At 43.0% G+C, this 23976-nt stretch carries 20 protein-coding genes; 12 read left to right on the forward strand and 8 right to left on the reverse strand.

Annotation, left to right across the window (positions count from 1 at the left end; translation table 11 throughout):
• Positions 1-26 precede the first annotated feature (26 nt).
• From IDJ75_RS10605 to IDJ75_RS10620, 4 genes are all read left to right on the forward strand, one after another.
• Entirely contained in the window at positions 27-272 is a 246-nt protein-coding gene (locus IDJ75_RS10605; RefSeq protein ID WP_191175595.1) for a hypothetical protein, read from the forward strand.
• Entirely contained in the window at positions 208-888 is a 681-nt protein-coding gene (locus IDJ75_RS10610; protein ID WP_191175596.1) for a hypothetical protein, read from the forward strand. The genes IDJ75_RS10605 and IDJ75_RS10610 overlap by 65 nt, the downstream gene beginning before the upstream one ends.
• Before the next feature lie 3 nt (positions 889-891).
• Entirely contained in the window at positions 892-1206 is a 315-nt protein-coding gene (locus IDJ75_RS10615) for a low molecular weight protein tyrosine phosphatase family protein (RefSeq protein WP_191175597.1), read from the forward strand.
• Between the two features lie 194 nt (positions 1207-1400).
• Positions 1401-1847: a DUF1572 family protein gene (locus IDJ75_RS10620; RefSeq protein ID WP_191175598.1), complete on the forward strand. Its 447-nt coding sequence runs from the start codon at positions 1401-1403 to the stop codon at positions 1845-1847.
• A 222-nt stretch (positions 1848-2069) separates the two neighbouring features.
• On the opposite strand, the gene IDJ75_RS10625 is transcribed toward IDJ75_RS10620, so the two are convergent.
• On the reverse strand, positions 2070-3602 hold the full coding sequence (locus IDJ75_RS10625) for a serine hydrolase (protein WP_191175599.1): 1533 nt from the start codon (positions 3600-3602) through the stop codon (positions 2070-2072).
• Positions 3603-3698: 96 nt separating this feature from the next.
• On the opposite strand from IDJ75_RS10625, the gene IDJ75_RS10630 reads away from it, so the two are divergent.
• Positions 3699-5924 (forward strand): S9 family peptidase, encoded by a 2226-nt coding sequence (locus IDJ75_RS10630; RefSeq protein WP_191175600.1) that lies wholly within the window; start codon positions 3699-3701, stop codon positions 5922-5924.
• A gap of 143 nt (positions 5925-6067) precedes the next feature.
• Here the strand turns inward: IDJ75_RS10630 and IDJ75_RS10635 are convergent, their stop codons facing one another.
• Together IDJ75_RS10635 and mutY are read right to left on the reverse strand one after the other, a co-directional pair.
• A complete protein-coding gene (locus IDJ75_RS10635) occupies positions 6068-6490 on the reverse strand; it encodes a single-stranded DNA-binding protein (RefSeq protein ID WP_191175601.1) in 423 nt (140 codons plus the stop codon).
• A gap of 23 nt (positions 6491-6513) precedes the next feature.
• Entirely contained in the window at positions 6514-7557 is a 1044-nt protein-coding gene (gene mutY / locus IDJ75_RS10640; RefSeq protein WP_191175602.1) for an A/G-specific adenine glycosylase, read from the reverse strand.
• 163 nt (positions 7558-7720) lie between these two features.
• Between mutY and IDJ75_RS10645 the strand changes: the two genes are divergently transcribed.
• The 5 genes from IDJ75_RS10645 (at position 7721) to radA (ending at position 13131) form a co-directional block, all read left to right on the forward strand.
• A complete protein-coding gene (locus IDJ75_RS10645) occupies positions 7721-8023 on the forward strand; it encodes an HU family DNA-binding protein (RefSeq protein WP_191175603.1) in 303 nt (100 codons plus the stop codon).
• 5 nt (positions 8024-8028) lie between these two features.
• Complete coding sequence (locus IDJ75_RS10650) at positions 8029-8877, forward strand: tetratricopeptide repeat protein (protein ID WP_191175604.1); 849 nt, start codon at positions 8029-8031, stop codon at positions 8875-8877.
• Positions 8878-9102: 225 nt separating this feature from the next.
• A complete protein-coding gene (locus IDJ75_RS10655) occupies positions 9103-10653 on the forward strand; it encodes an Rne/Rng family ribonuclease (protein ID WP_191175605.1) in 1551 nt (516 codons plus the stop codon).
• Positions 10654-10782: 129 nt separating this feature from the next.
• Positions 10783-11607 carry a hypothetical protein gene (locus IDJ75_RS10660; RefSeq protein ID WP_191175606.1) on the forward strand — a complete coding sequence of 275 codons (825 nt, stop codon included), beginning with the start codon at positions 10783-10785 and terminating at the stop codon, positions 11605-11607.
• Between the two features lie 84 nt (positions 11608-11691).
• Positions 11692-13131 (forward strand): DNA repair protein RadA, encoded by a 1440-nt coding sequence (radA, locus tag IDJ75_RS10665; RefSeq protein WP_191175607.1) that lies wholly within the window; start codon positions 11692-11694, stop codon positions 13129-13131.
• A gap of 98 nt (positions 13132-13229) precedes the next feature.
• On the opposite strand, the gene IDJ75_RS10670 is transcribed toward radA, so the two are convergent.
• The 3 genes from IDJ75_RS10670 to IDJ75_RS10680 all read right to left on the reverse strand — a co-directional run bounded on the left by IDJ75_RS10670 (position 13230) and on the right by IDJ75_RS10680 (position 16646).
• On the reverse strand, positions 13230-14465 hold the full coding sequence (locus IDJ75_RS10670) for a PP2C family protein-serine/threonine phosphatase (protein ID WP_191175608.1): 1236 nt from the start codon (positions 14463-14465) through the stop codon (positions 13230-13232).
• Positions 14466-14557: 92 nt separating this feature from the next.
• The gene (locus IDJ75_RS10675) at positions 14558-15688 is read right to left on the reverse strand and encodes a glycosyltransferase family 2 protein (RefSeq protein WP_191175609.1); all 1131 of its coding nucleotides are present in this window, start codon (positions 15686-15688) and stop codon (positions 14558-14560) included.
• Positions 15672-16646, reverse strand: a complete 975-nt coding sequence (locus IDJ75_RS10680) for a lysylphosphatidylglycerol synthase domain-containing protein (RefSeq protein ID WP_191175610.1) — start codon at positions 16644-16646, stop codon at positions 15672-15674. Before IDJ75_RS10680 ends, IDJ75_RS10675 begins: the two co-directional genes overlap by 17 nt.
• Positions 16647-16936: 290 nt before the next feature.
• Between IDJ75_RS10680 and IDJ75_RS10685 the strand changes: the two genes are divergently transcribed.
• Complete coding sequence (locus IDJ75_RS10685) at positions 16937-18151, forward strand: PQQ-dependent sugar dehydrogenase (RefSeq protein WP_191175611.1); 1215 nt, start codon at positions 16937-16939, stop codon at positions 18149-18151.
• Positions 18152-18353: 202 nt separating this feature from the next.
• Here IDJ75_RS10685 and IDJ75_RS10690 read toward each other — a convergent pair whose 3' ends face one another.
• Both IDJ75_RS10690 and dapF read right to left on the reverse strand, forming a co-directional pair.
• Positions 18354-21254: a DEAD/DEAH box helicase gene (locus IDJ75_RS10690; RefSeq protein WP_191175612.1), complete on the reverse strand. Its 2901-nt coding sequence runs from the start codon at positions 21252-21254 to the stop codon at positions 18354-18356.
• 173 nt (positions 21255-21427) lie between these two features.
• On the reverse strand, positions 21428-22213 hold the full coding sequence (gene dapF, locus IDJ75_RS10695; RefSeq protein WP_191175613.1) for a diaminopimelate epimerase: 786 nt from the start codon (positions 22211-22213) through the stop codon (positions 21428-21430).
• Positions 22214-22397: 184 nt separating this feature from the next.
• On the opposite strand from dapF, the gene IDJ75_RS10700 reads away from it, so the two are divergent.
• On the forward strand, positions 22398-23930 hold the full coding sequence (locus tag IDJ75_RS10700; RefSeq protein ID WP_191175614.1) for a Do family serine endopeptidase: 1533 nt from the start codon (positions 22398-22400) through the stop codon (positions 23928-23930).
• The last annotated feature ends 46 nt before the right edge of the window (positions 23931-23976 follow it).

Below are 23976 nucleotides of genomic sequence, written 5' to 3' on the forward strand. Positions count from 1 at the left end.
TATCCTAAATGTGCCATGAAATACTTATGAAAAAGTACATCATTATTGCTTTTATGCTTTTTTCTACTATCATAACCTCACTGGCCCAGGAAAAGGAACCAGGGCGAGCCGAAGTGGACCATCTTACAGATAGTGTTGTAACAGAAGGGAAAGCTCTGTATCGTTCGGAATGGGCATCCTGGCATGGGACAGATATTTTTTTAGAAAATGCAAAGAAAAGCAAAATCAATTGGCGGCTACGTATCTTACGAAACCCCAACCAACCTTGTTAATACATTTTTCAGTAAGGGCGAGAAGCCGGTTGCTATCGGTGTGATCACTTTCGGCAAAGATTTCAATGTGCAAAATTACCAGTTGGATACCGTTACGAGGCAATTGAATACTATTGAGAAAGATCTTTTTACCTTACGTGTTGCTGCATTTAAAACTCTTCGCAGCGATACAACATTTAAGCAGTATAGCGGTACATCCTTTAACGTAATACCTTTTATTAACAAGGGAATAAAGCGTGTTTATATTCTTTCGGCACCCACCTCGTCGGGTATTATTTTATTTGGAAACGATTACATGTTAGATGTAAATTACAAAAGCGAGGTGGTTTCCATAAAAAGGATACACAATAGCCTTATATCAACCGATACAAAAAAGAATGACGTAAAAGCTATTTTTCACACGCATATTCCTGGTAAGGATGAAATAATGAGTGCAACTGATATTTGTACAATGATGCTATATGAAAAGGAAAATAACGTGAAGCAATCTTATGTGATGTCCCGCAAATATGTTTCAATATGGGACGCAAAAGACGACCAGTTAGTAGTGCTTACCAAACAAGCATGGGATAGAATCAATAATGATCAAAAGACGCGGCACCCCGATAAACACTAAGCGATGGCCAACCTCCTATTCATCTGCAGTAAAAATCAATGGCGCAGCCCCACAGCCGAGGGTTTGTTTAAAGGGCACCAGGTACACCATGCGCGTAGCGCGGGTACAAGCGATAGGGCACGAATTAAGCTGAACCAAAGATTAATGGATTGGGCCGATGTGATTTTGGTAATGGAATATAAACACCGTGATATAGTAAAGCAGCAGTTTAATTTGCAGGATAAACCAGTTATTGTGCTTAATATTGAAGACGATTACCAGTTTAATGACCCCGAACTGGTTGAGATATTAAAGTTAGCATTGGCCGATTGGTTGTAGATTGATCTAAATTTTCATATCGAACGAGTTGCGAGGAGATATCGTGTTAGATATACAAAGTTTACCGCCGGCTAATTTAACGAAATTTCTCTCTGCCATTTGAAATGACATAGAGGCCTTTGATGTTTTTGCTCGTCCATGGCTTATGAAAGGGGCTCATGCAACGATAAGAAGAACTCGTAATACTATAATATATGATAAAAGATACGCTGAAAAAACTGATCATCCGCGACCTTGAAAAGTTAAAGCAGGAGATAGAGGCTTACCAGAACGAAGAAAAGATCTGGTATATCGAAAAGAGTATATTGAATTCTGCCGGCAACCTTTGTTTACATTTGGTTGGTAACTTAAGTACTTACATCGGTGCGGAATTTGGCAAAACCGGATATGTAAGAAACCGCGAGGATGAGTTTGCACTGAAAAATGTACCGCGTGCAGAATTGGTGGATAAAGTGGAAAAAACGATCACGATGATCGACAAAACCTTCGATATGATCTCAGGAGAGCAGATGAGCGAAGAATACCCGGGCGATAGGCCCTTAGATGGCGCATCTACCGAATACTTTTTTGTTCACCTGGCCATGCACTTAGGCTACCATTTGGGGCAGATAAACTACCATCGCAGGTTGCTTGATAATTGATTATCAGTTAATTGTAAATATTACAGGTGTTCACGGCAGTGAACGTGAACACCTTACTCCACTTTCTTACATACGCTCGTCTGTGACGAGTGCTTAATCTGTTGCTGCGATTATATCGCAAGCGTTGAAAAACCAACTTTGTGTCAGCCTGGGCTTGTCGAAGACTTGTACGCTTTACTAATGTTCGACAGGCTCAGCATGGCAATCAAATCGCAAGAACCATTATTCTACCTTCCTGAAATCGTAAGTGTTGTACTCTACAAAATCGGCTACCTTAACGCGCAGGTTGGTTACTTTTCCCTCTTTCACCGTAAAAGGGAAAATGGCTTTACCAAATACCGGGTCTGAAAAGGTTACATAAAAGCGGTTGCCGCCAAGCGGCTGTAGCTTAGCATACATTTTTGGATGGTGCTCAAAGCGGATCTCCAGGCCGTTGCCGGTTTCGCCGCGGGTTATTTCCAGGCTGCCATAAAGGTCGTTTACATATTTACCGGTGTATTTATTGGCAGATAGTTGGGGCTTAATGTTCAGCAAAGTGCTGTCGCGCATTTTCTTATCAATAGCCTGGAACTGGGCTGTGTTAGATTTATTGTATTCTAAAAATACATCGTTGTAATGATAATTTTTGTTTTTAAAATAAGCGTCAACAATATCCCATTTTAAAGCTTCGTACAGTTCATTCTGGTCGGTATTGGTTAGTATCACAATACCCAGGTTTTCTTTCGGAACCAGTGTTACCGAGGATACATAACCGTTAACGCCGCCTGTATGCATCACCAGCCGCCGCCCGCAATAATCTTGTATTGACCAACCTAAGCCATACAGCTCAAATCCAATATCGCCATTTAAATAATTGGCAGTAGATACATAATCCTGTGGTTGGCGTGTAGCTGCAATTGCCGATGCAGGTATCACCTGCTTGCCGCCCACCTTGCCATTATCAAGCAAGGCCATTACCCATTTACTCATATCATTAACAGATGAACTGATGCTGCCCGCAGGTGCCAGCCCATCAATATTACAATAAGGTATGGCGGTAAGGCGGCCGTCAACCAGGGTATGCGGCACGGTACGGTTAAGCGCTTTTGGCATCTCGGCGGTTAAAGCCAAGGTGCTGTTCATGCCCAATGGCGCAAAAATATTCTCTTTTAAGTAGGTTTCCCATTGTTTACCGGTAACACGCGGAATGATCTCGCCGGCAGTTAAAAAAGCCGAATTGGTATAGCCCCATGTAGTGCGGAAAGGATAAGTGGCCTTCATTTTTCCCAATTTTTCAATCACCTCATGGCGGCTTAGGTTGGTGTTGTAAAAGGTAAAATCGCCCTGAAACGTGCGGAACCCTAAACGGTGGCATAATAAATCTTTCACAATAGCCATATCGCCTGCGGCCTTGTTTTCCAGCTTAAATTCGGGGATGTATTTAGTTACCTTTTCATCAAGCGATAATTTTTTTTCGGCCTGCAGCATGGCCAAAGCAGTTGCTGTAAATGCCTTGGTGTTGCTGCCTATCATAAACAAGGTGTTTTGGTCAACTTTGCCCGGTAGGCCAAGTTCTTTAATACCATAGCCCTTCATCAGTATAATTTTGCCATCTTTTACAATACAAACAGCTGCGCCGGGTATGCGCCAGTTGGTAAGTGCTTTGTTAATGTAAATATCAAGGCTATCTGCTATGAATTTACTCCTGTCGATATTTTGGGCATTAACAGTTATAAAAGCAAAAAGGCATAAAAATAGCAAGTGTAATTTTTTCATGAGGGATAAATATAAAAGGCTTTAAAATGCTAATTTAACGCAAAAATTACAGCGGCGTTATTTTATTAAAAAATACCCATCATCATTTTAACTAATATGAATATAAAAATTTACCGCGCAGGGGCATTATCCATTGCGTTTTTAATGCTGTTGCTTTTGCAAAATAAAGCCATAGCGCAAATCCCATCTACCCATTGGGCAAAAGACGGGTACCAATATTATAAAGTACAAAGCGGAGAAATTGTTGTGCTTGATGCTCGCGATGCCGCTAAAAAAACCATCCTTTTGGGTAAAGAAGCGCTAACCCCGCAAGGGCAAAAAACAATTGCAGTACGTAGCTTTTATTTGAGTGCCGACGGGCAGAAAGTTTTGTTATATACCAATTCAAAAAAAGTATGGCGCTACAATACCCGAGGCGATTATTGGGTGTATGATTTTGCCGCCAAAAAACTAACCAAACTTGGGGCCGATAAACCGGCATCATCATTAATGTTTGCCAAATTCTCACCTGATGCCAGCAAGGTTGGTTACGTAAGCGGGCATAATATTTATGTAGAAACCCTTGCTGATAACAGTATTAAGCAATTAACCAGCGACGGAACGGATAAACTGATCAATGGTACGTTCGACTGGGTGTATGAGGAAGAGTTTTTCTGCCGCGATGGTTTCCGCTGGAGCCCGGATAGCAAACAGATAGCTTACTGGCAAATTGATGCAAGCAAAACAAAGAACTATTTAATGCTCAACACTACCGATTCTATTTACCCGTATGTAAAACCGGTAGAGTATCCGGTAGCCGGCGAAGCTCCATCACCCTTTAAAATTGGTGTAGTAGGTGTTACGGGTGGCGCTACCAAATGGATGGATATCCCGACAGACCCGGTGCTGCAATCATATGTGCCGCGTATGGAGTGGGCAGCTAACAATACAGAGCTGATCATACAGCACCTGAACAGGGCGCAAAACCAAAGCGATGTGATGATTTGTAACGTTAATACGGGTAAATCAAATACCATATATCAGGAAAAAGACGCCGCATGGATAGATATATTGCCCGAGTGGGAAGAGCATTACTACTATGGTGGATGGGATTGGTTTAAAAAAGGGGCCGACTTTTTATGGGCCAGTGAAAAAGACGGATGGCGCCATCTGTACCGCATCAGCCGTGACGGTAAAAAGGAGAAACTAATTACCAAAGGCAATTATGATGTGATGCAGATAAATGCGGTTGATGAAACATCGGGTTATGTTTATTTTTCGGCTTCGCCTGATAATGCAACCCAAAAATACTTGTACCGTACAAAACTCGACGGGAGTGGCAAGGCGGAACGCCTTACTCCGATGAACGAACCGGGTACGCACGAGTATGATGTATCGCCAAATGGTAAAACAGCTACACATGCTTTTTCAAACTATTATACTGATGGTGTAAACGAAGTGGTTTCACTGCCCGGGCATAAAACCTTTGATGGGTCTGAAAAAGTGGCTAAGGCTGTTGCTGCGTCGGCAGCTAACAAATCAAAATCAAATGTGGAGTTTTTTAAAATAAAAACTGAGGATGGTGTTGAAATGGACGGTTGGATGGTGAAGCCGAATAATTTTGACGCAGCCAAAAAATACCCGGTTGTTTTATATGTTTATGGCGAACCATGGGGCCAAAATGTAAAGGACGAGAACGGCAGCAGCTTTAACTTTATGTATACCGGCGATATGGCTGCCGATGGCTATATCTATATGTCGATTGATAACAGGGGTACACCTGTGCCAAAAGGCCGCGAATGGCGTAAATCTATTTATAAAGGCATCGGTACCATAAACATCCGCGACCTGGCCATGGGCACCAAGCAAATGTTAAAAGAACGTTCTTACCTGGATACCTCGCGTGTAGCCGTTTGGGGTTGGAGCGGTGGTGGTTCATCAACCTTAAACCTGATGTTCCAATACCCAGAGATCTTTAAAACAGGTATTGCCATAGCAGCCGTTGGTAACCAGTTAACTTATGATAACATTTACCAGGAGCGTTATACAGGTGTACCTGTTGATGCAGATGGCAGGGCAGCATACACAAAAGGATCGCCCATTACTTATGCAAAAAACTTAAAGGGTAACTTATTATACATACACGGTACGGGTGATGATAACGTGCATTACCAAAATGCAGAGCTGTTGATAAACGAGTTGGTGAAATACAACAAGCAGTTTCAGTTGATGCTGTACCCAAACCGCACCCACAGTATATCTGAAGGGCCGGGTACAAGTATGCATTTACGCACCTTGTATACAAATTATTTAAGAGAACACTGCGCGCCGGGGGCGAGATAGAAGGCCCTGGTATAGAATAATAAATATCCAATAGCGAAGAAATTAATACTTCAACATTCGATCTCCTGCATTGAAAGTGACAAGCAAAAGCCCCGCCGTTAACGGCGGGGCTTTTTATTATATAAGATGTTTAATTAAGCTAACTAAAATGGCAGGTCGTCCGCGTCATTATTGCGGTAGCCATCGGTATCTGATGTTTTTAGGGCCTGGCGCGGGGCAGGTTCGTTCTCAAAATCCGTTTTGCGGCCAAGCATGGTAAAGTTTTCAGCAACTACCTCGGTAGTGTATTTCTTAACGCCTTCTTTATCTTCAAATGAGCGTGTACGCAATTTACCTTCTATATAAACCAGTTTACCTTTTTGTAAAAATTTGGCCGCTACATCAGCAAGGCCACGCCACATAACTATGTTGTGCCACTCAGTTTGTTCAACCTTGCGGCCATCTTTGTTAAACGTTTCAGATGTTGCTAAAGGGAAGCTTGCAACGGCTACACCACCCTCTAAATGCCGAACTTCGGGGTCCTTACCTAAATGTCCAACCAGTATTACTTTATTAATTCCAGACATGCCATAAATTAACGGAGAATTATTTAGAAATTAAAAAAATATTTTATAAATATAAAAATAGGTTTCGGAAGCGCTAAATTTTTCAGGTTTTCAATATCGGCATAAAACCAGTTTTCCTGTAATTCTTTCGGGAAATCTTTAAGGATCAAAAACCTGATATATAATTGCTGGTGCGTTAATACATGCTTAATTATAGCTGAATTATCCTTTAAAGCAATATTGCTGCCCAGGTTTTTCATTTGGGGCAGTTGTAATAACTCAACAATATCCATTAACTCCGGCGTTTCAACCAATGGCAAATCATACATATTTGCCCAAATATCACCTTCATTTCTTTTGTTCATTAATATTTTCTCACCGTCGGATATTAACATATAGTTAAAATATCTTTTTCGGATCTTAACGGTCTTTAGTTTTACAGGCAAACAGGTTGTTGCATTTGTTTTAAAAGCAATACAGTCCATACGCACGGGGCAAATACCACAGGCAGGGTTTTTAGGTTTACAAAGCATGGCCCCAAACTCCATTATAGCCTGGTTATGCAGGGCCGGCCGGGCGTTATCCAGCACATCATCAGCAATTTTTTGAAAGGTTTTTTTGCCTTTGGGCGAATTTATAGGCTCATCAATGCCAAAATACCGGGCTAATACGCGATAAACATTGCCATCAACAACGGCCCTTGCCTCGTTTGCTGAAAAAGAGGAAATGGCGGCGGCGGTATACTCGCCTATCCCTTTTAGTTTGATCAGCTGATGGTAGCTTACCGGGAAAACGCCGTTATACTGCTGCTGTACCAGTTGTGCAGTTTTGAGCATGTTGCGCCCGCGCGAATAATAACCCAAGCCCTGCCATAACTTTAGTATATCATCCTCATGGGCTGCTGCAAAGGCTGTTACAGTTGGATATCTCTCCGCAAAACGATAAAAGTAAGGCATGCCCTGCTCTACGCGAGTTTGCTGCAGTATAATTTCAGATAGCCATATTATATAGGCATCGGTAGTATTACGCCATGGCAGGTCGCGTTTATTATCGGTGTACCAGGCTATCAGTTCGGCAGAAAAATTCATCCTATGCAAAGTAACATCTTATCATCGCCGTATCATAATTTGAGGCGAAAAAGCGTCTCAGAAAAAAAATGTGCTATTTATTTTAATCTTTAATTTTAAAGCGATACTTTTGCAACCCCAAAACAGTTAAGTATTTATACATTTAAATAAAAGAAAACAGGATATGACCAAGGCAGAAATTATAGCTGAAATCTCATCTAAAACAGGAATAGAAAAAGTGGACGTGCAGGAAACTGTTGAGGCGTTTTTCAAAGTAGTTAAAACCTCAATGGTTGGCGGCGAAAACGTATACGTTAGAGGTTTCGGTAGTTTTGTAGTTAAAAAAAGAGCTAAAAAGACAGCCCGTAACATCTCAAAAAACACTGCCATCATTATCCCTGAGCATTTTGTACCGAGCTTTAAACCAGCTAAAACTTTTGTTGAGAAAGTACGCAGCGGTAACAAAACTACAAAAGCAGCCAAATAATCATTATGAAGAAAAAACAAATAGTTGTTGCAGTAGCAGTAGTTGCTATAATGGGCTATTTGTATTCATTACCGGTTAAAGGGTTAATAAAACCCGAAGCAACACGCGGCAATGCAAAAGCGGCTACGGCCCCGGCGCTAAAACCAAATGCTAATATAAATGAGGCTTCGGTATCGGCATTGGCTAAACCCAATATTGATGCTACCATTGCGCGAGAGATAAGCGCGCTTGAGGCCAAACTTAAAACAGCCGGCGAAGCTGATAAAATTACCCTGCAAAGGCAAATTGCCAAAGCGTGGGATAGTGTTACACAGCCAGCCCCTGCTGCCTTTTATTACCTGGATATTGCTCATAAAAGCAACGCTATGGCAGATTGGGTAGATGCAGGTAACCGTTTTAACACGGCGTATAAACTATCAAGCGATACATCGGCACAAGGTACGTTTGTTGCAAATGCTGTTGAGGCGTTTGACCATGCTACGAAACTGCAGCCCGCCAGCCTTGAGGCTAAAACGGGTTTAGGTGTGGCTTATGTAAACGGCGGCGCTATGCCAATGCAAGGTATTGCACTTTTGCTTGAGGTAGTAAAGCAGGACCCTAAAAACCACGACGCACTGCTAAACTTAGGCATGTTTGCCATGAAGAGCGGGCAGTACGAAAAAGCGGTTGACAGGTTTAAAACCCTTATTGCGCAAAAGGAAGAGATTGAGCCTTACTTTTATTTAGCCGAAAGCTATAAGCAACTGGGCAAGAAACAGGAAGCGATTGCAGCTTATGAAAAATGCAAAGATTTAATGGGCGACCCGGTAGCGGGCCAGCGCATAGATGAGTATATAAAGGAATTAAAAAAATAAATTAATCACATTTAAAAATTATACTATGCCAAGCGGTAAAAAACGTAAAAGACATAAAATGGCTACTCACAAACGCAAAAAGCGTTTAAGAAAAAACAGACATAAGAAAAAATAAGCTACTGTAAAATAGCTTATACCTCGCTTTGCGGGGTTTTTATGTGTGTATTTTACCCACTTATTAACTTGCGGCGCAATTGTGCGCCGTTTTAAGAAATGGAGTAGCAGTTGATAAAAGAATTAATTATCGATTCATCCCCCAACGGGGCTACCATTGCATTATTACAGGACAAACAACTTGTAGAACTCCATAAAGAGCAAATTACTAACAATTATACTGTTGGTGATATTTATTTAGGACGCATAAAAAAAATTATGCCGAGCCTGAATGCAGCTTTTGTGGACGTAGGTTACGAGAAGGATGCCTTTTTGCATTATCTTGATTTGGGGCCGCAGGTACAAAGCCTGCTTAAGCTAACCAAACAAGTACGTAGCGGTGGGTACCAATCGAAGCTTTTAGATAATTTTAAGCCGGAAGCTGATATTAACAAAGGGGGAAAAATCTCTGATGTATTATCAAAAAGCCTGCTTGTACCTGTACAAATAGCTAAGGAGCCAATTTCAACAAAAGGCCCCCGCTTAAGTTCCGACCTGTCAATAGCCGGTCGGTACGTAGTACTGGTACCTTTTTCTGAGGTGATATCTATCTCAAAAAAGATCAAAAGCAATACGGAACGCAACCGCCTGCGTAAGGTGGTTGAAAGCATTAAACCAAAGCATTTCGGCGTAATTATACGTACCGTATCTGAAGGTAAAGGTGTGCCCGAACTTCAGAAGGATCTGCTTGACCTGATATCAAAATGGGAAACCTTTGTTACCAAGTTGCACGGAACCGAACCTTCTAAAAAGGTACTGGGCGAAATTGGCCGTACATCAACCATATTAAGGGATATCCTGAATCCCGATTTTCAGCATATTTATGTGAACGAACAGAGTATGTATGAAGAGGTACGGTCGTACATCCACGAAATTTCACCTGATCTGGAGGGCATCGTTCGTTTGCATAAACACAAGGAGCCAATTTTTGAGCATCATGGTGTTGATAAGCAGATCAAATCTACCTTCGGTAAAACGGTAAACCTTGCCGGTGGCGCTTACCTGGTTATTGAGCATACAGAAGCCCTGCACGTTATTGATGTGAACAGCGGTAACCGTACAGCCAACAAAGAGAACCAGGAAGAGAACGCCTACCAGGTAAACAAGGAGGCCGCCAAAGAAATTGCCCGCCAGTTGCGCCTGCGTGATATGGGTGGTATTGTGGTTGTCGATTTTATTGACATGCACAAGCCAACTAACCGTAAGGAGTTGTTTGATTATCTGAAAGCTCAAATGGCTGATGACAGAGCGAAGCACACCATATTGCCGCCAAGTAAATTTGGATTGATACAAATTACCCGCCAAAGGGTAAGGCCCGAAATGAACATTGTTACCAGCGAGGTTTGCCCTGCGTGTGGTGGCACCGGTACCATCAGGCCAACCGTTTTGCTTATTGATGATATTGAAAACAACTTCAATTACATACTTGAGGAGCAAAACGAGAAAAATATTACGCTTTGTGTACACCCGTACATTGAGGCATACATTAAAAAGGGGTTATTTAACCGCCAGATGAAATGGTATTTTAAGTACAACCAGTGGATAAAGGTGAAAAGCAACCCTGCTTACCAGATCACTGAGTTTAAATTCTTCTCGAGTAAAGACGAAGAAATAAAATTGTAGATGCGCAGATTTTAACTGTGCAAATATGCAAATGAAAAGAGCAGATGTTTTAGGTAGCATCTGCTCTTTTTATTTAGAACAATATCTGCATGAATATGGTTACGCATATAATAACCTTACTTAAACCGCATGAACGGAACGATAGCACAGCTTGTATCATTGGCAACTTATGGTAACGCTTATTTAAAACATCAAATATCTTCTGATGAGTTAAACCTGTACTGTTCAACTTTTATTTATTGTAAAAAGATCGAATTTGTAAACATTGAAAAAGGTACCGGGGGCCTACCTGATAAAGAAAGTACAATAGCTAATAACCCGGGCGAATGGTACCGGTATTTACAAACGGAGGGCTGCACTTCGTTAAAATTGTATTACGAGCACTCCGCAGATCAATCCATGTTTAGTGACCATAAAACATCGGGCTTTGTTGGCGGTGGCGGTGTTTGGCTAATTGAATCGGCCCATAAAAAGGGCTATTTTAAATATTGGTTCGCAAAATGGGAAGTTACCGATACCAAAGCGCCCGATAATAGGATCTGGTCTATAACTTATTATGCGGTACTTACGGCTGATAAAAGCCGGATAAAGCAATCGCCTCCATTGGCTGTTGTTAAAAAAGAACTATCAAATACACTTAAAACAGCATTAGATTTTTCATTGAACAACGATACCGGTGGTTTCTCAACAGCCTTTGAAAATGCCATAAGTAATATAGACAGCCCCAACCCCAAGGTTGAATATTATAAAGACCTAATACCCCCCGATGGGTTTTCCCTTGAGCAGCAACAGTTACTTTTTTCGGCCGCCTCTTCATGGGTTTTTGGTGGGATGGGTTCATGGAATGACCTTGGCTTTGGCGATGAACAAACCCAGGCAGAATACAACGATATCTCTAAAACGCTTTATGATGATATTATAGCTGCAATAGTAACTGCTATTAACGCTAATTGATACTTAGAGCCCTTATATTCAATTGCTAATTTTTTTGGCAAAAAATTAGCATATTTGCACCTTTGAATCTGCATATCCAATATAATGGCTAAAACTAAAATCGCTTATTTCTGTCAAAGCTGCGGCTACGAATCTCCTAAATGGTTGGGTAAATGCCCAAGCTGCCAGCAATGGAACACTTTTGTTGAAGAGATTTTGGAGAAATCCAGCGCATCGGTGCCTAACTGGAAAAGCAGCCCGGCTTCATCGCAGCGGGCAAATAAGCCGGTTGAGGTAGCTGACATCACTTTTAAGGAAGAACACCGCCTGCTTACACCCGATAAGGAGTTTAACCGTGTTTTAGGCGGTGGTATTGTAGCCGGCTCACTGGTGCTGATAGGCGGCGAACCAGGTATCGGTAAATCAACCCTGATGCTGCAACTGGCGCTGAACATGCCCAATGTAAAAGTGCTGTATGTATCGGGTGAGGAAAGCGACCACCAAATAAAAATGCGGGCAGAAAGGCTGGCATTAGACGGAAGTCAAAAGTTAAAAGTCAAAAGTCAAAATCCGGAGGAAAACAAGGGGTGCTATATATTAACAGAAACATCAACCCAAAATATATTTAAGCAGATAGAAGAATTACAGCCCGATATTCTGGTGATCGACTCTATCCAAACGCTGCATTCCTCGCATGTAGAATCAACCCCGGGCAGTGTATCTCAGGTGCGGGAATGTACGGCCGAATTGCTGCGTTTTGCCAAAGAAACTTCTACCCCGGTATTCCTGATAGGCCATATTACCAAAGATGGTATGATAGCCGGCCCAAAGATACTGGAGCACATGGTTGATACCGTGCTACAATTTGAAGGCGACCGCCACCACGTGTACCGCATTTTGCGTACCATCAAAAATCGGTTCGGTTCATCGTCAGAACTGGGTATTTACGAAATGCTGGGCGAGGGACTTCGTGAGGTCTCAAACCCATCAGAGATCTTATTATCTCAACGCGACGAACCATTAAGCGGTATTACCATATCTGCCACGTTAGAGGGGATGAGGCCCATGTTGATAGAAACCCAGGCGCTGGTGAGTACATCGGCTTATGGCACGCCACAGCGCACCGCAACGGGCTTTGATACTAAACGTATGAGTATGCTGCTGGCCGTGTTAGAAAAACGTTGTGGTTTCCGCCTCGGTGCCAAAGATGTGTTCCTGAATATTACCGGTGGTATCAGGGTAGAAGACCCGGCTATCGACCTGGGGTTGGCTGCTGCCATTATCTCCTCGCACGAGGATATCCCAATCCCAACTAAAACCTGTTTTGCGGGCGAGATAGGCTTGTCGGGCGAGATCCGTGCTGTTAACCGCATAGAGCAACGTATTGCCGAAGCACAAAAACTGGGCTTTGAGCAGATCTTTATATCTAAATACAATATGCCAACCGCCGCCAAGGATAAAAACCGGCTTGACCTGTCGCGTTATACTATTGATGTAAAAGTTGTGGGGCGGATAGAAGAAGTGTTTGGGCTATTGTTTGGATAATTATAAAAATCGCATTGCGGGAAGTAGCGACTTGGCAATCTCGACGACAAGCATGTCGAAGACTGCACGCTATAGCTCGCAATTGTAAGGATTTGAACTTATGATATTCGCAACGTCAGCAAGGTAATATCATCAATGGCCTTACCTTTTACTACCGAATTGATGTGGGTCATCAGGGCTTCGTTAAATTCATCGGGAGATAATTCACCATTGGCTATTACAAATTCAAGCAGCTTTTCTTCGCTCCAATTTTTGCTTTGTAATTCGTAATCCATCAGGCCGTCTGTATAGTTAAATATCAGGCTGCCGGGTTCCAGGTCCACTTCACCCTCGTTAAGGAAGGGTAGCTCTTCAAAGGCGCCTATCATGGTGGTGCCCAGCTTTAATGGGATGGCTCCACCTTCAGCGTATAGGATGGTTGGGTTATGCCCCGCGTTGATATAGTTTAGTTTGCGGGTTTTCTCGTTATACTTGGCCAAAAACAGGGTTATAAAACGTTCGCCTTTGGTGTTTCTTATCACAATTTTGTTCAGGCGTTCTACTACGGTGGTCAGTTCATCCTCAATGGCTGCCAAACCATGCAGGCTTGCCTGGAAGTTGGCCATCAGCAAAGCTGCCGAGATGCCCTTGCCTGATACATCGGCCACGCACCATAAAAATTCGTTTTCGTTAAGCCTGAAGAAATCAAAATAATCGCCGCCTATGTCCTGATGGGGCAGGTAGCGCGCCCCCACTTCAACGCCCTCCTCTTTATGCTCGCGCAGGGGGATCAGCATATTCTGCACTTCAACTGCCAGTTCCATTTCGCGCTTAAAACGTTCGGCTTGTAAGCGTTCCCGAAAAAGTTTTTTATTCTCAAGGGCTACTACTATCACGTTTATCAATGTCTGTATAAAGTTCAGGTCATTGTTAAGCATGTCGCCCGAGGTGTTAAAATCACCAATAAGGGCAAAGGCAAGTGCTTTGTTTTTATGATAGATGGGGATAAAGTAATTATACTTATTTAACAAGGCATCGATATGGCCGGTTAAGGGCGAGGGGGCTTTTATTTTATTGAGGTGCGCCCAGCTTTGGTTAAGCGCAAAGGAGGGCTCAATCTCGCCCCCATATTTTGAGATACAGGTAAACGTATTGTCCTTTTCTATCAAAAACCTGAACTTGCCTATCTGCAGGTAATTTTTGAGGATAACCTCCAGCATCTGCACCAATACGGGTGTTGGGGTATTCTTGTTAATAGCCCTGGTGACCTCCAAAAGGGAGTTCAGTTCAGACTGCCGTTTAAGCAGCAAGCGGATCAGTTCGTCCTCGCCAGAACTATCGTTGTTGTTTTGCATTTATTACTTTAGGCAGCCTAAAATAGCCAAATATTCTTTTTTAAACGGATACGTTTAGCCTTTTTTACAACTGTGCACAAAAATGAACAACTTTAACGTACCGTACGGCCTTTCCAAACATATTTTTTGGTGTTACCAATAAGGCCAACGTACACAAAATAAATAATATGTATCGGTATAAGTATGATGAGCAGGCCCACCAGGTTTGCCCGTTTAAAAAACGAGGTTATAGGCAGCAGGAAGGCCGCCTCTATCAGATATTTAAGCAGGAACTGCACCAGGAAAAGTTTAAAGTAAAAGATATTGTAAAAACCCAGGCCGGCATTAACCAACATCGATAGGTTAAACAGCCATATGCAAACGGCCAGGGCTACCACCTTTTTATCTTTATACCGGGTTGATTTTGATGCCCAGCGCCTGCGTTGCTGTAAAAACTCCTGCAAGGTGTGTTTGGCATGCGTAAATACTACTGCATCGTGGTTTTTAAAGAAACCTATTTTGTTGGGATATGTTTCGGCTACTTTTTGCAGCAGTAGCTCATCATCACCAGAGGCAAGGTCGTCGATGCCTTTAAATCCGCCAACTTCGTAAAAAACATCTTTTCTGTATGCAAAGTTGGCCCCGTTGCAGGTTGATGCGCGCCCGTTGCCTATAAAGGCAGCGCCAATACCAATCAGGTACGAAAACTCCAGCGTTTGCAGGCGTTCAAATAAAGTAGTTTCTTCAAAATAAGTTACCGGCGATGAGATCATGACCGGATGATGGGTTTCATAATACCCTACAATTGATGATAGCCAGCTTTTACCCATGCGGCAATCGGCATCGGTACAAACCATCAGCTCGCCGGTTGATAAGGCAATAGCTTCGGCAATGGCTTTCTTTTTATAGGAGTTTAAGGGTTTATCCTCGTTTAGTTGCAACAGCTTAACACCCATGTGGGCATAGCTGCTAATAATGGCGGCAGTATCATCGGTAGAGTGGTCGTCTACAATAATAATTTCGGTAAGGTGTTTAGGGTAGTTTTGCGCTATAATATCATCAATTGTATATCGGATACGGGCAGATTCATTACGGGCGGCTATTAGTACGGTAACTTTTGTAGTAAAACCACTGGTGCTGATATTTGGGCGTTTTAATGCCCCCCAGCCTTTAATTAAATAGGCAACTACCAGCAGGTATAAACCTGTTAGTAATAACGAAATGGTGCTATGCAGTACGATCAAAAAACTTCAGTTTAAAAACAAATACCGAACCTATAATGGCAGGGATAATAAGGTTGATCAGCCAGATGGATGAAACCGCTGCAATTATAGCTATTTGCTGGTTGGTTACATATAAAAATAAATGCAGGGCGGTAAAACTCCTTACACCAATATCCAGTAGATCTAATGATGGCATGGCCGATTGGATAAAGAGAAATACGAATACCGTCATCATCATATTAAAAAACGGGATGTTGGGCAGCAACAGGTTTATCACCAGGTAATACTGCAGCGAGAATACAAAAAAGCGAGCCAGGCTATAACCAAATACTACCCAAAGTTCATTGGCATTGTACCGGCCCATGATCTCGAAAAAACGGTTGTATTTCCTTAAAAATTTGATACGGTTAAGCCATATAACCAGCCAGCTGATATTGAAATAAAACATCAGGAAAAGGCCCAAAAACGCCAGCGACAATACCATTATCCCTAAATATAGCCAGGTGTTAAGGCTGAGGAAATAATAGATAAACCATAATGAGGCCAGTATGCCCACCAGGTTGGTTATTACGTTTTGGGCAAAAGCGCCAACCGCCATAGCAAAAATCCCATGGATACGTTTACGGTTTGGTAAAAACATTACCCTGCCACCGTATTCGCCTATACGGTTTGGGGTAAATATGGCCCAGGTTAAGCCACAAAAAACAGCTTCTACAGCTACCCATACAGATATATTGGTTAGCTTTTTGGCCAGATACTGCCATTTAAGGCTCTCTAAAAACCAATTGGCTACCATTAGTAATACTACTGCTGTTAAGGTATAAATAACCTGGTTACGGCTGATAACAGATATTAAAACCTCGAATTGTTTAAGGCTGTCGTTTTTCCCTAAAAATTTGCTGTAAATAAATACAAATGCTAAAACAACAATGCTTGCTTTTAACAGGTATGAGAATATTTTTTTGGCGGCGGCTGTCAATCTGAAAATTTGTGCAATGTTACAAAAAGCAAGTTATAAGCCGGAAGCAATAAAGCCGTATGCGGTAGATATTTTATTCATGCTTTAAAAAAATGTGATAACGATGATGTTAAGTTAAGCTAAATACAACATTAAGTTTAGTTTTGTTTGAGGCTGAAATTTTTAGAAGCAAAACCATTTATATATTGCACCAGTCGCTCACTAAAAGGTATTTTATCTGTTACATTATTCAATTGATAAAGCCAAACCCGGATGGAATAACGATATTTCTAAATTAAAACGCTACTACCATGATTCAACACCAAAAAGCCCTGTTACTGGCCCTAAGTTTTTCTGTTGCAGTAACCGCAAGTTATGCGGCTGTACAGCGCGATACAACGTTGGCTCCCGTAGAAACGCAAAGCCCTAACAGTACATATAAGCCCGCCTTTAAAGGCCAAACCCGTATAGGTGGTGTAAAAACCAAAACTCCTTATTCGGTTACGGTTATTAATAGCAGCCTTAAAAACCCCTGGGGTATCCACGTATTGCCTGATGGCCGTTTCCTGGTGACTGAAAAAGCAGGCAGCATGCGCATATTAAAAGCAAATGGCGAATTTGATAAACAAATAACCGGTTTCCCGGCGGTGTTATACCGTGCACAGGGTGGATTGCTTGATGTTACCATCGACCCCGCCTTTACCACCAACCGTATGGTTTATTGGGGGTATACCGAACAAACTGATGGTGGCTCGCTATTGGCCATTGCCAAAGGCAAGCTATCGGCAGATGAAACTAAACTGGACAATGTAGAAGTAATATACCGTGCAACACCCGCCTATAAAGGCAACCTGCAATACGGTGCGCGTATTGTGTTTGATAAGCAGGGTAACCTGTTTGTAAGCACAGGCGAAAGAAGCGGCAGCGACATCCGCATGAAGGCGCAGGACCTGAGCGCGGGTATAGGCAAGATCATCCATATAACCAAAGCGGGTAAAGCAGTAGCAGGCGGCCCGTTTGCGGGAAAAGCAAATGCCCTGCCCGAGGTATATGCTTATGGTTTACGTAACCCCGATGGCCTGGCCTGGAACCCTGCAACAGGCGAACTATGGGAAGCCGAATTTGGACCGCGCGGTGGTGACGAGATCAATATTATTAAACCGGGGCGTAACTACGGCTGGCCTGTGGTTACCTACGGCATTGAATACAGCGGCGAAAAGGTTGGCGACGGTATACAGCAAAAAGAAGGCGTTACGCAACCTGTTTATTATTGGGACCCTACCATATCGCCCGGCGGTATAACTTTTTACACCGGTAACATTGCCGAATGGAAAAATAACCTGTTTGTTGGTGGCCTGAGCGGATCGCACATTGCAAGGCTGGTTATCCGGAACAATAAAGTAGTTGGCGAAGAACGCTTACTTAGAGATAGAAACGAACGCTGGCGCGCTGTTGTAACCGGTAAAGACGGCGCTTTATATGGTTTAACTGATAGTGGTAAACTGTACAGGATAGCTAAGAAATAGTTGTTTTGCTGAGGATGCCGAAACAAAGAAATATTTAAAAAGGGGTTGGTGCTTCACCAGTCCCTTTTATCATTTCAATCGCTCGGGCCGGGTGATAAACTATTAGCAGGCCTCTGGCCGCCTTTATAATTAATTAGCATACTGCGGCGGGACGCCGTGTAATAACGGTCGCTCGGCTGGAGCCGAGCGACAACGGCCATCTTTACCCCAATATTTCCTTAATATCATCAGCCGAAAGCGACTTGATGAAACTATCTTCGGTAGTGATCAACGCGCGGGCTACACTAAGCTTGCGTTGTTGTAAGGCCAGGATTTTTTCTTCAACCGTATCTTTGGTGATGAATTTATAGATGAATACATTTTTGGTTTGGCCGATGCGGTGCGTACGGTCAATGGCTTGCTGCTCAACCGCCGGGTTCCACCATGGGTCGAGGATGAAAACGTAATCGGCTTCGGTGAGGTTAAGGCCCACGCCGCCTGCTTTTATAGAAATAAGAAACACCCGTGTACTGGTATCTTCCTGGAATTGTTTTACCACATCACCCCGGTTTTGGGTGCTGCCATCCAGGTAAACATATGGGATGCCCTCTTTATCAAAATGGTTGCGGTAAATGGTAAGCTGCTTTACAAACTGCGAGAAGATAAGCACCTTGTGGCCGCCATCCAGTACGTTGGCAAGGGTATGCACCACGTTCTCAAATTTGCCGCTATCGCCCTCATATTCCGCATCAATCATGGACGGGTGGTTGGCTATCTGGCGCAATTTAATAAGGCCCTGAAGTACCTGGATCTGCGTTTTTGCGTAAGTGCCATCCTCAATACTCCGTAGCAATTCGTTTCGGTATTCTGATTTTACCTTGTCGTAAACCTCGGCCTGTTCCTCGCTCATTTTGCAATAGAACAGTGTTTCGGTTTTTGGCGGCAGCTCGGTGGCTACCTGCTCTTTGGTACGGCGCAATACAAAAGGTTTGATGATGGCCTGTAACTTGCGGGCTTTGTCCTCGTCTTTTTTCTTTTCTATCGGGGTTACAAATTCGTTTTGGAAAAACTGCTGGGCGCCTAACAAGCCCGGGTTTATGAACGACATCTGCGTCCAAAGATCATTCACTGAATTCTCTACCGGCGTACCGCTGAGTATCAGCTTGAACCTTGATTTTAGCTGCCTTACCGATTGGAAAGATTTTGACGAAGGGTTTTTAATGTTCTGGCTTTCGTCCAGTATCACATAATCAAAATAGTAGGCCTTAAACATCTCAATATCTATGCGGCTAATACCGTAAGTGGTTATCACCACATCGTAATTGGCAAATACCTCTGCCGATTTATAGCGGAACGCCCCGGTGTGTACCATCAGCCTTAGTTGCGGCGCGAATTTTTTGGCCTCGTTAAGCCAGTTATAAATAAGCGAGGTGGGCATAATTACCAGTGAGGTGGCTTTGCTGCCAACCGCCTCGGTATCTTCTTTATGCTTTTGTAGCAGGGCCAGGGTTTGTATGGTTTTACCAAGGCCCATGTCATCTGCAAGGCAGCCACCAAAGTGGTATTCCTTTAAAAAGTGGAACCAGTTATACCCCGCCTTTTGGTATGGGCGCAGGCTCCCCGCAAAGTTTACCGGCATTGGCACATCTTCGGTCTCTTCAAAATCACTAAGCTTTTGCAGCTTGCGGTTCATTGATACTTCGGCCATTTCGCCGTCGCTCAGGTCGTTAACTAAACCAAGGTGGTGCCTGCGCAGTTTTAGTTCATCGCCGCCCTCGCTAAAATGCAGCAGGTTGCCGTATTGCGAAAACCAACTTTCAGGGATAATGGCTATCTCGCCCGATGGTAGTAAAAATTCCTTTTTATGGTTAAGGATATGATTTTTTAACTGGATGAACGGGATACGGTATGGCCCGAAATAAACTACTGCGTTAATATCAAACCAATCGTTGTTTTCGCTTATCTCCAGGTCTATTTTGGTGTTGCCAAACACATATCGCTTTTGCCCGTCGGGCTGTTCCAGTTCAAAACCTTTTTCCAATAGCTCATCATGGTGCTGGTTAAGCCATTCAAAAACAGGGAAAGAGCGGTCGCTTTCTTCATCGTGGGCGGCAACCTCCAGGTTTTGAAATAGAGAGGAAACCGTTTTTAAGCCCATGGCCTCTAACAGCTGTAGTTTACCCTTCTCCCAGGTAACCGAACGTTTAATACGATGGAACAGATAATCATCACCGGTTTTCTCCATCCGTACCGATACGTGCCTGCCATCCCCGTAAGGGAAAATATAACCGGCATATTTAAAATAGAGTTGCAGCTGTGATGTGCCGCCTTCTACATATATGGGTTTCAGGAAAGCCGTGGCATCGTACTTTTCGGTGTTTATGGTAAAGCCCTCGGCGTAAACATTATGCTTTTCTATCAGCGGGGCAACAAATTTTTCGAAGTAAGATTGCTCTGACGATTTTGGGATAGAGATGAAACGCTTATTGAGAAATGGCTGCAGCTTTTTACCCTCTATCTCTTTATCAAAATAATATAATGTATCATCCAGCAGCATCCAGGCAGGGTGGTTGCAAATGATCTCGGCATCCTTAAACATAAACTCAATGCGCATCCCCTGGTATTTAATGGTAGGGAAGTAACGGATCTCATCATCGCCCCGCCTAAAGTGGAACAATACCGAAGCCGGTTCATCGGCAATATGCAGTTTACGCCCGGCGGGGTAACCCTCTTTACTCATCAGGTAAATTTGCCTATTCCCACTCCCTAAGAGAGCCAATGCCTCTACCAGTTTTTTTTCAATTTTTGGGCGGATGGTATCAAAAAGCTGGTCGTTAAAGATCTTGGCAAAAAACTCGAACGGGCGGATCGGCTTTTTGTAGAATTTTTTGATAATGTTACCCTGTTCAATATCCTCCAGTATTTTGATGAGTTTGCGGTCGGTATCATCAATACACTGGGCAAACTCTTCGGCTGTGTTTGAGAATAAGCGCTGGTGGGTAAAAGAAAATTCGCCGTTGGGGTTTAACTGAACAACATGCGGTTCTATCACGTACGACAGGTAATCGTGCCGGGCTATGGCATAAATTATTTGGCAGGGTTTACTACTGTCTACGCGTAACATGAACTTTCTTTAGGTAAAAAATTAAAGAAAGCTACATCGAGAAAAAATTCAAACGTAACGTAAAATATTTACAACCGAAAATTTTCGGCAGTAAATATTTGTTAACAGAGAGGCGGGATGCATGCAAGGGATTGCCCCTGTTTCGCAATTACAGCCGTATTGTTTGGCTTTGATTAAATATCTATCTCCCCCTCAAAAACTAACTCAGCAGGGCCTTCTAAAAATATATTACTGAAGGTTGAGCCGTCGTAATCAAAGCGGATATTAAGATCGCCACCCAGTACTTTAACCGGGGTGGTTATAGCGCCCGTTTGGTGGTTATGTTTGGCCATGGCCAGTGCTACGGCTGTAACACCGGTACCACAGGCGTAGGTTTCATTTTCTACACCACGCTCAAAGGTGCGTACAAAATATCCGCCGTCGGTTTTTTCAACAAAGTTTACGTTAATGCCATCTTGTTTATAAGTGGGGTTATTACGGATGGCGTAGCCTTCGTTATAAACATCCTTAACTTCCAGGTTGTTGGCCAGGGCCACATAATGCGGCGAACCTGTATTAAGCACATAGGCATCGCCATCTTTATTTATAGTTGCCACATCTATCATTTGCAGGCTTACCCAGTTGCCCGTTTCTGAAATTTTGGCATGGTGCACGCCGTCAGTTGCCAGAAATTTTGTCGTATCGGTAATAACGCCAAGGTGTTTGGCAAAAGCTACTATACAGCGGCCGCCATTACCGCACATGCTGCCCTCGTTACCATCGGCATTGTAGTAAACCATCTTAAAGTCGAACCCGGGTTCGTTCTCTAATAACATTAGCCCATCGCCGCCAATGCCAAATCGCCTGTCGCAAATTTTTGCAACAGATTGTTTATCAAGGCCTTTTACGGTGCCGGCGCGATTGTCTATAAGTATAAAATCGTTTCCTGCCCCCTGGTATTTATAAAAGCTTATATGCACAATGGTTTCCTATCTTAGTCGTTAAATAATTTGGTATAGCAATACGTAACAAATATAACGTGCCGCTACTCTTAATTTAACAAATTTTAACAATATTACATATACCTTATTATTGATAATATCGTCTATATGGTATTAAATTTGAATCCCGGATTAAAAAAGTAAAAGAAAAGTGAATAATAATATGAAAAAATTTGGTTTAACATTATTAACCGCCTTTGTTGGCGGTGCCATGGCGTTAGGCGTATATAAACTTGCCGAAAACAAATACGCCGATAATATGAGTTTGGAGGATAAACAAAAAGTTTATTTTGCAAATAACCGCGCGGCCGCACCTGTTGTATCATCGGCAGGGGCTGTAGATTTTACGCAGGCTGCTGCCGATGTAACCCCGGCAGTGGTGTACATACGTACTACTTATGCCGCTAAAAATAATGATCGCCAGGATCAGTTTGAGCAGATGTTTGGGCAGATGTTTGGTCAGCGCATGCGTCCGCAGGGGCCGCAAATGGCATCAGGCTCGGGTGTTATTATTTCTCCCGATGGTTATATTGTAACAAACAACCACGTAGTGGCCAAGGCAGAGAAAATCACTATTGTAACCAACGATCACCGCAGCTTTGAAGCTAAGGTAATTGGTACCGACCCTAATACCGACCTTGCCCTGATCAAAATTAACGCAACCAACCTGCCTATTGTAAAATTGGGCAACTCTGATGCGGTACGCGTTGGCGAATGGGTATTGGCTGTTGGTAACCCTTTTAAATTAAACTCTACCGTTACTGCGGGTATTGTTAGTGCTAAAGGCCGCCAGATAGACATCATTGGTAAAGATGATGAAGACGAAGATAACCCATACCCGGTTAGGCAACAGGATAGCCCTACTTTAAAAAAGGGTATCGAATCTTTCATCCAAACAGACGCGGCTATTAACCCTGGTAACAGTGGCGGTGCACTGGTAAACACTGCCGGCGAGTTGATAGGTATTAACGCGGCTATTGCCTCGCATACAGGTTCGTACGAGGGTTACGGTTTTGCTATCCCGGTTAACCTGGCTAAAAAAGTACTGAACGATATTAAAAAATACGGCGCTGTTAAACGCGGGTATGTTGGTATTACCTTTGCTGATCTTAGCAACCCCGAAATGGCACAAGGCATAAAAACAGATAAAACCAATGGGTTATATGTTAACAGTCTTGTTACAGGTGGCGGCGCAGAGCAGGCTGGTATAAAAACAGGCGACATCATTGTAAAAGTTGAGGGTAACCCGGTTTACGAAGCATCTGACTTGCAGGAGCGCGTTGGCCGTTTACAACCCGGTGATAAAATTAACCTGACTGTTTTACGTGACGGCAGCGAGAAGAATTTTACCGTAACACTTAAGGCAGATGCCCCTGCACCACGTACGGCAGCATTATCAAAATCAGCTTCAGAGTTGTTTAACAAAATGGGGGCAAGCTTCCAGCCGCTTAATCAGGCACAGAAAGCCAAATTCCATGTAAACTCTGGCGTATTGGTTACACAGGTTCGCCCGGGTGGTATATTTGATGATACCGAAATTCCGGTTGGTTCTATAATCACCTCTATTAACAAGCAACCTATCAACAGCGTTGCCGATATGGATAAAGTGATCACTAACCTAAGGAACGGCCGCTTAATTATTACTGGTTACTACCCTGATGGTGGCAGCTTCAGCAATGTTTTTGAGGTTCAATAATTAAATAGTAAGTACAATTAAAAAGGCCGGGAATCATAATCCCGGC

The sequence above is a fragment of the Mucilaginibacter rigui genome (assembly GCF_014773275.1).
In the GTDB taxonomy this organism is placed as follows: domain Bacteria; phylum Bacteroidota; class Bacteroidia; order Sphingobacteriales; family Sphingobacteriaceae; genus Mucilaginibacter; species Mucilaginibacter rigui_A.